The organism is Pantoea sp. CFSAN033090, from assembly GCF_001264395.1.
Classification (GTDB): Bacteria; Pseudomonadota; Gammaproteobacteria; order Enterobacterales; family Enterobacteriaceae; genus Pantoea; species Pantoea agglomerans.
In genome coordinates, this window is the sequence record NZ_LGYX01000004.1 from 12,485 (window position 1) to 25,895 (window position 13,411).

General features: G+C 55.4%; 12 protein-coding genes. All 12 read left to right on the forward strand.

What is annotated here, in order from left to right; translation table 11 throughout:
* Positions 1–15: 15 nt before the first annotated feature.
* The 12 genes from sdhC (at position 16) to ybgE (ending at position 13,313) form a co-directional block, all read left to right on the forward strand.
* Positions 16–405 carry a succinate dehydrogenase cytochrome b556 subunit gene (gene sdhC, locus AFL22_RS03490; protein WP_029519433.1) on the forward strand — a complete coding sequence of 130 codons (390 nt, stop codon included), beginning with the start codon at positions 16–18 and terminating at the stop codon, positions 403–405.
* Positions 399–746 (forward strand): succinate dehydrogenase membrane anchor subunit, encoded by a 348-nt coding sequence (gene sdhD, locus AFL22_RS03495; RefSeq protein ID WP_009091417.1) that lies wholly within the window; start codon positions 399–401, stop codon positions 744–746. Before sdhC ends, sdhD begins: the two co-directional genes overlap by 7 nt.
* Positions 747–2,513: a succinate dehydrogenase flavoprotein subunit gene (gene sdhA, locus AFL22_RS03500; protein WP_022626042.1), complete on the forward strand. Its 1,767-nt coding sequence runs from the start codon at positions 747–749 to the stop codon at positions 2,511–2,513.
* Positions 2,514–2,527: 14 nt separating this feature from the next.
* On the forward strand, positions 2,528–3,244 hold the full coding sequence (locus AFL22_RS03505; RefSeq protein WP_010260736.1) for a succinate dehydrogenase iron-sulfur subunit: 717 nt from the start codon (positions 2,528–2,530) through the stop codon (positions 3,242–3,244).
* Positions 3,245–3,444: 200 nt separating this feature from the next.
* Positions 3,445–6,252: a 2-oxoglutarate dehydrogenase E1 component gene (gene sucA, locus AFL22_RS03510; RefSeq protein ID WP_010260738.1), complete on the forward strand. Its 2,808-nt coding sequence runs from the start codon at positions 3,445–3,447 to the stop codon at positions 6,250–6,252.
* 15 nt (positions 6,253–6,267) lie between these two features.
* Complete coding sequence (gene odhB, locus AFL22_RS03515; protein ID WP_010260740.1) at positions 6,268–7,491, forward strand: 2-oxoglutarate dehydrogenase complex dihydrolipoyllysine-residue succinyltransferase; 1,224 nt, start codon at positions 6,268–6,270, stop codon at positions 7,489–7,491.
* A 70-nt stretch (positions 7,492–7,561) separates the two neighbouring features.
* Entirely contained in the window at positions 7,562–8,728 is a 1,167-nt protein-coding gene (gene sucC, locus AFL22_RS03520) for an ADP-forming succinate--CoA ligase subunit beta (RefSeq protein WP_003853151.1), read from the forward strand.
* Positions 8,728–9,603, forward strand: coding sequence for a succinate--CoA ligase subunit alpha (gene sucD, locus AFL22_RS03525; RefSeq protein WP_010260744.1), 876 nt, complete (start codon positions 8,728–8,730; stop codon positions 9,601–9,603). Before sucC ends, sucD begins: the two co-directional genes overlap by 1 nt.
* Before the next feature lie 574 nt (positions 9,604–10,177).
* The gene (cydA, locus tag AFL22_RS03530; RefSeq protein WP_031593672.1) at positions 10,178–11,749 is read left to right on the forward strand and encodes a cytochrome ubiquinol oxidase subunit I; all 1,572 of its coding nucleotides are present in this window, start codon (positions 10,178–10,180) and stop codon (positions 11,747–11,749) included.
* An 11-nt stretch (positions 11,750–11,760) separates the two neighbouring features.
* On the forward strand, positions 11,761–12,900 hold the full coding sequence (gene cydB / locus AFL22_RS03535) for a cytochrome d ubiquinol oxidase subunit II (protein ID WP_022626041.1): 1,140 nt from the start codon (positions 11,761–11,763) through the stop codon (positions 12,898–12,900).
* A gap of 15 nt (positions 12,901–12,915) precedes the next feature.
* Entirely contained in the window at positions 12,916–13,020 is a 105-nt protein-coding gene (cydX, locus tag AFL22_RS23085) for a cytochrome bd-I oxidase subunit CydX (protein WP_010260755.1), read from the forward strand.
* Positions 13,020–13,313 (forward strand): cyd operon protein YbgE, encoded by a 294-nt coding sequence (ybgE, locus tag AFL22_RS03540; RefSeq protein WP_010260756.1) that lies wholly within the window; start codon positions 13,020–13,022, stop codon positions 13,311–13,313. The genes cydX and ybgE overlap by 1 nt, the downstream gene beginning before the upstream one ends.
* Positions 13,314–13,411: the final 98 nt, after the last annotated feature.

Below are 13,411 nucleotides of genomic sequence, written 5' to 3' on the forward strand. Positions count from 1 at the left end.
ATAAAAAAGAGCTGTGTGGGCAAAACCGTGAAAAAACAAAGACCTGTCAACTTGGATCTCTCGACGATCCGGTTTCCCGTTACTGCAATATCGTCCATTCTTCACCGCGTCTCCGGCGTAATCACATTGGTTGCCATTGGCATCCTGCTGTGGCTGCTCGGTCTCTCTCTCTCCTCTCCTGAAGGTTTCCAGCACGCTGCGTCCATCATGGATGGCTTCTTCGCGAAGTTCATTATGTGGGGCATTTTAACGGCGCTGGCCTATCACGCGGTGAGCGGGATTCGTCATATGTTGATGGATTTTGGTTATCTGGCCGAAACGCTGCAGGTTGGTAAGCGTTCCGCTCATATGACTTTTGTGATCACTGTCGTGCTGGCAATTCTGGCGGGAGTCCTCGTATGGTAAGCAATGCATCCGCATTGGGTCGCAACGGCATTCAGGACTGGCTGCTGCTGCGGGCAACTGCAATTCTCATTACGCTCTACATCGTCTACATCCTCGGTTTCGTGGTGATGACAGACACGCTGACTTATGACCTGTGGCGTGGCTTCTTCGCTTCCGCATTCACCAAAGTGTTCACGCTGCTGACGCTGTTCTCCATTCTGATCCACGGCTGGATTGGCATGTGGCAGGTGTTAACAGACTACGTTAAATCACTGCCAACCCGCTTGTTGTTGCAGTTTGTGATTGTCGTGGCGCTGTTGTGGTATGCGATTTATGGATTTGTTGTGGTGTGGGGTGTGTAAATGAGTTTGCCAATCAGAGAGTTCGATGCCGTGGTAATCGGCGCAGGTGGCGCAGGAATGCGAGCCGCACTGCAAATCTCCCAGGGCGGCCAGAGCTGTGCCCTGTTATCTAAAGTTTTCCCGACCCGTTCCCACACCGTATCTGCGCAGGGTGGTATTACCGTTGCGCTGGGTAATACCCATGAAGATAACTGGGAATGGCACATGTACGACACCGTCAAAGGTTCCGACTATATCGGTGACCAGGACGCGATTGAATATATGTGTAAAACCGGCCCGGAAGCGATTCTGGAACTGGAACACATGGGTCTGCCTTTCTCGCGTCTGGAAGATGGTCGTGTCTATCAGCGTCCGTTTGGTGGCCAGTCAAAGAATTTCGGTGGCGAGCAGGCGGCACGTACGGCGGCTGCGGCTGACCGTACCGGTCACGCATTGCTGCACACTCTTTATCAGCAGAACCTGAAAAACAAAACCACTATCTTCTCTGAGTGGTATGCACTGGATCTGGTGAAAAACGCCGATGGCGCAGTCGTGGGTTGTACCGCTATCTGCATCGAAACCGGCGAAACCGTTTATTTCAAAGCGAAAGCGACCATTCTGGCTACTGGCGGCGCGGGCCGTATCTACCAGTCCACCACCAATGCGCATATCAACACCGGTGACGGCGTAGGTATGGCACTGCGTGCGGGCGTACCGGTACAGGATATGGAGATGTGGCAGTTCCACCCAACCGGTATCGCCGGTGCGGGCGTGCTGGTCACCGAGGGCTGCCGTGGTGAAGGCGGCTATCTGCTGAACAAACATGGCGAACGCTTCATGGAGCGTTATGCGCCGAACGCCAAAGATCTGGCGGGCCGCGACGTGGTTGCGCGCTCAATGATGATTGAAATCCGTGAAGGTCGCGGCTGTGATGGCCCGTGGGGTCCACATCTCAAACTGAAACTGGATCATCTGGGTAAAGAGGTGCTTGAGTCACGTCTGCCTGGCATCCTTGAGCTGTCACGCACCTTTGCGCACGCCGATCCGATTAAAGAGCCGATTCCGGTCATTCCAACCTGCCACTACATGATGGGCGGTATTCCGACCAAAGTGACCGGCCAGGCACTGCGCGTCAATGAGCAGGGCGAAGATGTAGTGATTCCAGGCCTGTTCGCCGTCGGTGAAATCGCCTGCGTATCGGTACATGGTGCCAACCGTCTGGGCGGTAACTCACTGCTCGACCTGGTGGTCTTTGGCCGTGCAGCGGGTCTGCATCTGCTGGCAAGTATTCAGGAGCAGGGCGACCTGCGTGATGCCACAGAAGATGAGATCGCCGGGGCGATGGCGCGTTTCAACCGCTGGGAAAATAACACCACGGGTGAAGATCCGGTTGAGATTCGTAAAGCGCTGCAACGCTGCATGCAGAATAACTTCTCGGTATTCCGTGAAGGCGAAGCGATGGCACAGGGTCTGGAAGAGCTGAAAGAGATTCGCCAGCGCCTGAAGTCAGCGCGTCTGGATGACCGCTCACCGGATTTCAACACCCAGCGTATTGAGTGCCTGGAGCTGGATAACCTGATGGAGACGGCCTTTGCCACGGCGGTAGCGGCTAACTATCGCACCGAAAGCCGCGGTGCGCACAGTCGCTTCGACTTCCCGGATCGTGATGATGAAAACTGGCTGTGCCACAGTCTTTATGTCCCGGAAACCGAAAGCATGACGCGCCGTGAGGTGAACATGCAGCCGAAACTGCGCGCGGCCTTCCCGCCGAAAGTGCGTACCTACTAATTTCGGAGACGATCATGAGACTCGAGTTTTCAATTTATCGCTACAATCCGGATGTCGATGACAAACCGCGCATGCAGGATTACACCCTGGAAGCGGAAGATGGTCGCGACATGATGCTGCTGGACGCGCTGATTCGCCTGAAAGAGAAAGATCCGACCCTGGCGTTTCGTCGCTCCTGTCGTGAAGGCGTCTGCGGTTCCGATGGCCTGAACATGAACGGTAAAAACGGACTGGCCTGCATTACGCCCGTCTCGGCGCTGGGCAACGGCAAACAGAAAATTGTTATCCGTCCGCTGCCAGGTTTACCGGTGGTGCGTGACCTGGTTGTAGACATGAGCCAGTTTTATGCACAGTATGAGAAAATTAAGCCTTTCCTGTTGAATAATGGGGAAAATCCGCCAGCTCGTGAACATCTGCAGTCGCCGGATGAGCGTGAACACCTGGATGGCCTGTACGAATGTATACTCTGTGCCTGCTGCTCAACCTCATGCCCATCATTCTGGTGGAATCCTGAGAAGTTCATCGGTCCTGCTGGCCTGCTGGCCGCTTACCGCTTCCTGATTGACAGCCGCGACACCGAAACCGAGGCGCGTCTCGACAATCTGAATGATGCTTTCAGCGTATTCCGCTGCCATAGCATCATGAACTGTGTGAGCGTATGTCCGAAAGGGCTGAACCCGACGCGCGCCATCGGCCATATCAAGTCGATGCTGCTGCAGCGCGGCGCATAAGCAGTTTCTGCCGGGAACCTCAGGTTCCCGGTGTTTTACGGAAGCCTCTGTAAGCGCGGTGATTACCACGTTTACAAAGGTTCCCTTACGGGCCACGCGCGCTGCGCAAAGTGCTCGTATCGCTGAACTCACTACGGCAAACCGCGAAAGCGGCAACAAATGAAACCTCAAAAAAGCATAGCAATGCTTAAGGGATCACAATGCAGAACAGCGCGATGAAGCCCTGGCTGGACTCTTCCTGGCTGGCCGGCGCGAATCAGTCTTACATAGAGCAGCTCTATGAGGATTTCCTGACCGATCCTGACTCTGTCGATGCAGTGTGGCGCTCGATGTTCCAGCAGTTACCGGGCACCGGAATGAAACCTGAGCAGTTTCACTCCACCACACGTGAGTACTTCCGTCGCCTGGCGAAAGACGCATCTCGTTACACCTCATCTGTCTCCGATCCTGAAACCAACTCCAAGCAAGTAAAAGTGCTGCAGCTGATTAACGCGTTTCGTTTCCGCGGTCATCAGCACGCCAATCTTGACCCGCTTGGTCTGTGGAAACAGGACCGGGTAGCCGATCTCGATCCCGCTTTTCACGATCTGACCGAGGCCGATTTTCAGGAAAGCTTTAACGTCGGCTCTTTTGCCATTGGCAAAGAGACCATGAAGCTGGCCGAACTGTTCGAGGCGCTGACTCAGACTTACTGCGGCTCGATCGGTGCAGAATATATGCACATCAACAACACTGATGAGAAACGCTGGATTCAGCAGCGTCTTGAGTCAGTCGCGGGCCGTGCAGCCTTCAGCAATGAAGAGAAAAAAGGTTTCCTGAAAGAGCTGACCGCGGCCGAAGGGCTGGAAAAATATCTCGGAGCGAAATTCCCGGGTGCCAAACGCTTCTCGCTGGAAGGCGGCGATGCTCTGGTTCCGATGCTGCGCGAAATGATCCGTCATGCCGGTAAGAGCGGAACCCGTGAAGTCGTACTGGGTATGGCGCACCGTGGCCGTCTCAACGTGCTGATCAACGTGCTGGGTAAAAAGCCACAGGATCTGTTCGACGAGTTCGCCGGTAAGCACAAAGAGCATCTGGGCACCGGTGACGTGAAGTACCACATGGGCTTCTCGTCTGACGTGGAAACCGAAGGCGGCCTGGTTCACCTGGCGCTGGCGTTTAACCCGTCGCACCTGGAGATCGTCAGCCCGGTGGTCATGGGTTCAGTGCGTGCCCGTCTGGATCGTCTGGATGAGCCAGCCAGCAATAAAGTCTTACCGATCACCATTCATGGTGATGCGGCCGTGATTGGCCAGGGCGTGGTTCAGGAAACTCTGAACATGTCACAGGCGCGCGGTTATGAAGTGGGCGGTACCGTTCGCATCGTCATCAACAACCAGGTTGGCTTCACCACCTCCAACCCGAAAGATGCGCGTTCGACCCCTTACTGCACCGATATCGGCAAAATGGTGCTGGCACCGATTTTCCACGTTAATGCTGACGATCCGGAAGCGGTCGCGTTTGTGACCCGCCTGGCGCTCGACTATCGCAACACCTTTAAGCGTGATGTGTTTATCGATCTGGTCTGCTATCGCCGTCATGGTCACAACGAGGCGGATGAGCCAAGTGCGACCCAGCCGCTGATGTACCAGAAAATCAAAAAACACCCGACGCCGCGTAAAATCTATGCCGACCGTCTGGAAGGTGAAGCCATTGCCACGCAGGAAGATGCGACCGAAATGGTCAATCTCTACCGTGACGCGCTGGATGCGGGTGAGTGTGTGGTGCCGGAATGGCGTCCAATGAGCCTGCACTCCTTTACCTGGTCACCTTACCTGAATCATGAGTGGGATGAACCTTACCCGGCTCAGGTCGACATGAAACGTCTGAAGGAGCTGGCGCTGCGTATCAGCCAGGTGCCTGAAGAGGTGGAAGTGCAGTCACGTGTTGCCAAGATTTACAACGACCGTCGTCTGATGGCTGAAGGCGAGAAAGCCTTTGACTGGGGCGGCGCGGAAAACCTGGCATACGCCACGCTGGTTGATGAAGGCATTCCGGTACGTCTGTCGGGTGAAGATACCGGTCGCGGTACCTTCTTCCATCGTCACGCGGTAGTCCATAACCAGGCGAACGGCTCAACCTATACCCCTCTGCACCACGTGCACAGCGGTCAGGGTCAGTTCAAAGTGTGGGACTCCGTGCTGTCAGAAGAGGCGGTGCTGGCCTTTGAATATGGTTATGCCACCGCAGAGCCGCGCATCCTGACCATCTGGGAAGCGCAGTTTGGTGACTTCGCCAACGGCGCACAGGTTGTTATCGACCAGTTCATCAGCTCCGGTGAGCAGAAATGGGGCCGGATGTGTGGCCTGGTGATGCTGCTGCCGCACGGTTATGAAGGTCAGGGGCCAGAGCACTCCTCTGCGCGCCTGGAGCGTTATCTGCAACTCTGCGCTGAGCAGAACATGCAGGTCTGCGTGCCGTCTACCCCTGCGCAGGTTTACCATATGCTGCGTCGTCAGGCGCTGCGCGGTATGCGCCGTCCGCTGATTGTGATGTCGCCGAAATCACTGCTGCGTCATCCGCTGGCGATCTCCACGCTGGATGAACTGGCTAACGGCAGCTTCCAGCCTGCGATTGGCGAAGTCGATGATCTGGATCCGCAGGGCGTGAAACGCGTCGTGCTGTGCTCCGGTAAAGTCTATTACGACCTGCTGGAGCAGCGTCGTAAAAATGAGCAGACCGATGTGGCTATCGTGCGCATCGAGCAGCTCTATCCGTTCCCGCATCACGCAGTACAGGAAGCATTAAAAGCGTATGCTCACGTGCAGGATTTTGTCTGGTGTCAGGAAGAGCCACTGAATCAGGGCGCCTGGTATTGCAGTCAGCATCATTTCCGTGAAGTTGTGCCGTTTGGTGCCACCTTACGTTATGCAGGCCGCCCGGCATCCGCCTCACCGGCCGTGGGTTACATGTCCGTACACCAACAACAGCAGCAAGACCTGGTTAATGACGCGCTGAACGTTAATTAATTAAAAGGAAAGATAATGAGTAGCGTAGATATTCTCGTTCCCGACCTGCCTGAATCGGTTGCCGATGCCTCTGTGGCAACCTGGCATAAAAAACCAGGCGATGCAGTCACTCGCGATGAAGTGCTGGTCGAAATCGAAACTGACAAAGTTGTACTGGAAGTGCCAGCCTCTGCGGACGGTATCCTGGAAGCCGTTCTGGAAGAAGAGGGCGCCACCGTCACTTCCCGCCAGATCCTGGGTCGTCTGAAAGAGGGCAACAGCGCCGGTAAAGAGAGCAGCGCGAAGTCTGAAAGCAAAGAGTCTACCCCGGCTCAGCGTCAGACTGCGTCACTGGAAGAAGAGAGCAACGATGCGCTCAGCCCGGCTATCCGCCGTCTGATTGCAGAGCACAATCTTGATGCCTCACAGATCAAAGGCAGCGGTGTTGGCGGTCGTCTGACCCGTGAAGATGTTGAAAAACATCTGGCCAACAAACCGCAGGCTGCCAAAGCCGCTGCGCCAGCTGCTGATGCGGCCGCCGCGCAGCAGCCAGTGGCTAACCGCAGCGAAAAACGCGTGCCGATGACCCGTCTGCGTAAGCGTGTTGCCGAGCGTCTGCTGGAAGCGAAGAACAGCACCGCGATGCTGACCACCTTCAACGAAATCAACATGAAGCCCATCATGGATCTGCGTAAGCAGTATGGTGAGGCCTTCGAGAAGCGTCACGGTGTACGTCTGGGCTTTATGTCCTTCTACATCAAAGCGGTTGTTGAAGCGCTGAAACGCTATCCGGAAGTGAATGCTTCTATCGATGGTGAAGATGTGGTTTACCACAACTACTTCGACGTCAGCATTGCGGTCTCTACGCCACGTGGTCTGGTTACACCGGTCCTGCGTGATGTTGATGCGCTGAGCATGGCGGACATCGAGAAGAAAATCAAAGAGCTGGCAGTGAAAGGCCGTGACGGCAAACTGACAGTTGAGGATCTGACCGGCGGTAACTTTACCATTACCAACGGCGGCGTCTTTGGTTCACTGATGTCCACCCCGATCATCAACCCACCGCAGAGCGCCATCCTGGGCATGCACGCCATCAAAGATCGTCCGATGGCGGTCAATGGTCAGGTTGTGGTGCTGCCGATGATGTATCTGGCGCTCTCCTACGACCACCGTCTGATCGATGGCCGTGAATCAGTTGGTTATCTGGTTGCAGTGAAAGAGATGCTGGAAGATCCGGCGCGCCTGCTGCTGGATGTCTGATTTTCACCGGGCGCGCCTTGCCGCGCGCCCAACCTCATTACTCTTTTCAGACCTGAATGGATAGAACATCATGAACTTACACGAATACCAGGCGAAACAACTGTTTGCACGGTATGGCATGCCGGCACCAACGGGTTACGCCTGCACTACACCACGTGAAGCGGAAGAAGCAGCCTCTAAAATTGGCGCAGGCCCGTGGGTAGTTAAATGTCAGGTTCATGCCGGTGGCCGCGGTAAAGCGGGCGGTGTGAAAGTGGTTAACAGCAAAGAAGAGATTCGCGCTTTTGCTGAAAACTGGCTGGGCAAACGCCTGGTTACCTATCAGACAGACGCAAACGGCCAGCCGGTAAACCAGATTCTGGTTGAAGCAGCGACCGATATCGATCAGGAGCTCTATCTAGGCGCTGTGGTCGATCGCGCAACGCGTCGCGTAATTTTCATGGCCTCCACTGAAGGCGGCGTGGAAATTGAAAAAGTGGCGGAAGAGACCCCGCACCTGATCCACAAAATGGCGCTGGATCCACTGACTGGCCCGCAGCCTTATCAGGGCCGTGAACTGGCGTTCAAACTTGGCCTGACCGGCAAGCTGGTTGGCCAGTTCACCAAGATCTTCATGGGTCTGGCGACACTGTTCCTGGAGCGCGATCTGGCGATGGTTGAGATCAACCCGCTGGTGATCACCAAACAGGGCGACCTGATCTGCCTGGATGGCAAACTGGGTGCCGATGGCAATGCCCTGTTCCGTCAGCCAGAGCTGCGCGAAATGCGCGATCCAAGCCAGGAAGATCCACGTGAAGCCCATGCGACACAGTGGGAACTGAACTATGTTGCGCTGGAAGGCAACATCGGTTGTATGGTTAACGGCGCAGGTCTGGCGATGGGCACCATGGACATCGTTAAACACCACGGCGGTCAACCGGCCAACTTCCTTGATGTCGGCGGCGGCGCAACCAAAGAGCGCGTGACCGAAGCCTTCAAAATCATCCTGTCTGACGATGCGGTTAAAGCCGTATTCGTTAACATCTTCGGCGGCATCGTACGCTGCGACCTGATTGCCGACGGCATCATCGGCGCAGTCGCTGAAGTGGGTGTGAACGTGCCAGTTGTGGTACGTCTGGAAGGTAACAACGCCGAGCTGGGCGCCCAGAAACTGGCGGACAGCGGTCTGAACATCATTGCAGCAACCAGCCTGACAGACGCCGCACAGCGTGTTGTTGCTGCCGCGGAGGGTAAATAATGTCCATTCTGATCGACAAAAACACCAAAGTCATTTGCCAGGGTTTCACCGGTGGCCAGGGGACTTTCCATTCTGAGCAGGCGCTGGCATACGGCACCCAACTGGTTGGCGGCGTGACGCCAGGCAAAGGTGGCACGACCCATCTCGGCCTGCCGGTGTTCAACACCGTTCGCGAAGCGGTAGAAGCAACAGGCGCGACCGCCACTGTGATCTACGTTCCGGCTCCTTTCTGTAAAGATGGCATCCTGGAAGCGATCGACGCGGGCATCAAACTGATCATCACCATCACCGAAGGCATCCCGACCCTGGATATGCTGACCGTGAAAGTGAAGCTGGATGAAGCAGGCGTGCGGATGATCGGTCCAAACTGCCCAGGCGTTATCACCCCAGGCGAATGTAAAATCGGCATCATGCCGGGTCACATTCACCAGCCGGGCCGCGTCGGTATCGTGTCACGTTCAGGCACCCTGACCTATGAAGCGGTTAAGCAGACCACGGATATCGGCTACGGCCAGTCAACCTGCGTTGGCATCGGTGGTGACCCGATCCCAGGCTCTAACTTCATCGACATCCTGAAAATGTTCCAGGATGATCCACAGACTGAAGTTATCGTGATGATCGGTGAGATCGGCGGTAGCGCAGAAGAAGAAGCTGCAGCCTTCATTAAAGAGCACGTGACCAAGCCGGTTGTAGGCTACATTGCTGGCGTCACCGCGCCAAAAGGCAAGCGTATGGGCCATGCTGGCGCCATCATTGCCGGTGGTAAAGGTACAGCAGATGAGAAATTTGCTGCGCTGGAAGCGGCAGGCGTGAAAACCGTCCGCAGCCTGGCGGATATCGGTGACGCAGTTAAAGCCGTATTACCTGCTAAATAAGTCAGCGTCATCTGAGACTAAGCCACCTTCGGGTGGCTTTTTTTATGCCTGTAAATGAGAGCTCTAACGCAGGAAGCTAAAGTGAAGAGTGCGCGGTTAAATAACCGGCCCGCGGCTCATCACGTTAAGGAAAAGTGTCAAAGGTAAATTATTCCTTCGCGCTTTATTGCATTACTGACATCTCATTAACAAGAAACCTACCTGACCCTATCTGGAAACTTATTGCGTTAATCCAGATCAATTAATCGCGACTTATATCCAACTATATCTCTGGCAAAGCGCAACGCTAAGGGCGTAAATTGCGCTGCATCAATCCAGCCTTTTACATAAATTTTCAAACGTCTGCTCAACCCGGGATAACACCCGCTTTCCTCCTGTTAAAGCACGCGTTAACGAAAGCGCTGATTGACAATTTTCTGAGCTGCTTCATTCGCTACTCGCCTGTTCGGGCAGCTCACAGACCTGTTCTGCGGGTAATAAAAAACTGGAATCAATAAACAGTCGTTGCTGACTCTGATTGCGTTCGATCTGTTCGCGCGCGTGACGGAGACAAAGCGAGGAGCAAGGAGTCCTTATGTTAGATATCGTCGAGCTGTCGCGGTTACAGTTTGCCTTAACGGCGATGTACCATTTTCTGTTCGTCCCTTTAACGCTGGGTATGGCGTTTTTGCTGGCGATCATGGAAACGGTATATGTCCTGAGCGGCAAACAAATCTATAAAGATATGACGAAGTTCTGGGGCAAGTTATTTGGTATTAACTTTGCGCTGGGTGTCGCCACCGGCCTGACCATGGAATTTCAGTTCGGGACTAACTGGTCATATTACTCTCACTACGTCGGCGATATCTTCGGTGCGCCGCTCGCCATTGAAGGTCTGATGGCGTTCTTCCTGGAATCCACCTTTGTTGGCCTGTTCTTTTTTGGCTGGGATCGCCTGGGCAAAGTGCAGCACCTCGCCGTCACCTGGCTGGTGGCGCTGGGCTCAAACATGTCGGCGCTGTGGATTCTGGTGGCTAACGGCTGGATGCAGAACCCGATCGCCTCTGAGTTCAACTTCGAAACCATGCGCATGGAGATGGTCAGCTTCTCAGAGCTGGTGCTGAACCCGGTCGCGCAGGTGAAATTCGTGCACACCGTGGCAGCCGGTTACACCACCGGAGCGATGTTTATTATGGGCATCAGCGCCTGGTACATGCTGAAAGGCCGTGACTTCGCCTTTGCTAAACGCTCGTTCGCTATCGCGGCCAGCTTTGGCATGGCGGCGGTGCTGTCAGTCATCGTTCTGGGCGATGAGTCAGGTTACGAGATGGGGGACGTGCAGAAAACCAAACTGGCCGCTATCGAAGCGGAGTGGGAAACCCAGCCGGCACCGGCCTCGTTTACCCTGTTTGGCCTGCCCGATCAGGCCACTCAGGAGAACCGATACGCAGTACAGATCCCCTGGCTGCTGGGCCTGATCGCCACCCGATCTACCGATACGCCGGTAACCGGCCTGAAAGATCTGATGGCACAGCATGAAGTGCGCATCCGCAACGGCATGAAAGCCTATGCCCTGCTGAATGAGCTGCGCGGTGGCAGCCAGGATCCGGTGGTGCGTGACGCGTTCAACAGTCACAAACAGGATCTCGGCTACGGTCTGCTGCTGAAGCGTTATACCGACAACGTGGCTGATGCAACCGAAGCGCAGATTAAACAGGCGACGCAGGACTCTATCCCGCGTGTCGCTCCGCTCTATTTTGCCTTCCGCATCATGGTGCTGTGTGGCGTACTGCTGCTGGGCATTATCGCGCTGGCGTTCTGGAGCGTACTGCGTAACCGCATCGGTAAAAATCGCTGGTTACTGAAAGCGGCGCTGTTTGGTATTCCGCTGCCGTGGATCGCTATCGAATCAGGCTGGTTTGTGGCGGAGTATGGTCGTCAGCCCTGGGCTATCGGTGAAGTGCTGCCGACTGCGGTGGCCAACTCCTCCCTGACCGTTGGCGATCTGCTGTTCTCAATGATCCTGATCTGCGGACTCTACACAATGTTCCTGGTGGCTGAGATGTACCTGATGTTCAAATTCGCCCGCCTTGGGCCGAGCAGCCTGAAAACCGGGCGTTATCATCATGAGCAGATCACGGCAATCACCCAGCCGGTACAGGGATAAGGAGAGCGACCATGTTTGATTATGAAGTTCTGCGCTTTGTCTGGTGGCTGTTGATTGGCGTGCTGCTGATTGGCTTTGCCGTCGCAGATGGTTTTGATATGGGTGTCGGGATGCTGACGCGCATTCTGGGCCGGAATGATACTGAACGTCGTATCATGATTAACAGTATCGCCCCACACTGGGACGGTAACCAGGTCTGGCTGATCACCGCAGGTGGCGCGCTGTTTGCCGCCTGGCCGATGGTTTACGCGGCAGCCTTCTCTGGCTTCTACGTGGCGATGATTCTGGTGCTCGCGTCGCTGTTCTTCCGTCCGGTTGGCTTCGATTACCGTTCGAAGATTGAAGACAATCGCTGGCGCGGTGCCTGGGACTGGGGGATTTTCATTGGCAGCTTCGTGCCGCCGCTGGTGATCGGCGTAGCGTTTGGCAACCTGTTACAGGGCGTGCCGTTCCATGCCGATGAGTATCTGCGCCTGTTCTATACCGGTAACTTCTTCCAGCTGCTGAATCCGTTTGGTCTGCTGGCAGGTGTGGTCAGTGTGGCGATGATTCTGGCGCAGGGTGCAACCTATCTGCAGATGCGCACTACCGGCGAACTGCATCTGCGTTCACGCACCGCAGCACAACTTGCCGCCCTGGTGATGATGGTCTGCTTTATCCTGGCGGGCGTCTGGGTGAAATATGGTATCGATGGTTATGTGGTGACCAGCACCATGGATCACTTCGCTGCTTCTAACCCACTGGGCAAAACCGTGGTGCGCGAAGCGGGTGCCTGGATGGTCAACTTCCAGAACCACCCTGTGCTGTGGCTGTTCCCGCTGCTGGGCGCTGTGCTGCCGCTGCTGACCATACTCTGCTCGCGGGTTGAGAAGGGCGCCTGGGCGTTCCTGTTCTCCTCACTGACGCTGGCCTGCGTCATCATGACAGCCGGCATTGCAATGTTCCCGTTCATCATGCCATCCAGCACGGTGCCGGGTATGAGCCTGACCATGTGGGACGCAACGTCCAGCCTGCTGACGCTGCAAACCATGACCGTTGCCGCCGCTATCTTTGTGCCGATCATTCTGGCCTACACCACCTGGTGCTACTGGAAGATGTTTGGTCGTATCACCAAAGAGCATATTGAAAGCAACAGTCACTCACTCTATTAATTAAGGAGACGTCGCATGTGGTATTTTGCCTGGATTCTCGGCACGTTGCTGGCCTGTGCCTTTGGTATCGTGACCGCGCTGGCGATTGAGCACATTGAAGCGCAGGATGAGCCTCACTGATGCGAACGCTAATTCGGATGCTGTATGATCTGATGGATAAGGGCCCGTTACGGGCCCTTTCACTGCTGCTGGCGCTGCTGACCGCAGGCGGCGTGATGTGGGATCCGACACGCTTTGCCAGTCAGGCAGGCCAGTTACCGGCTCTGCAGGGGCTGGTGCTGATCTGGGCGGTCTGCAGTGGGGTGATCCACGGTGTGGGCTTCCGGCCACAGCAAACCCGATGGCAGGCGCTGTTTGCCCCGTTACCCGCCATGCTGGTGCTATTTATTGCGCTTTACCGTTTTTATCTTTAAGACCCCGTCTCATCGGCGCTGTCAGTGAATTTTTGTCAGCGTCTGGTCAATTAATCTCCCTGAAATCGTTCCGTTTGTTACGGAGCGATAATTATTTT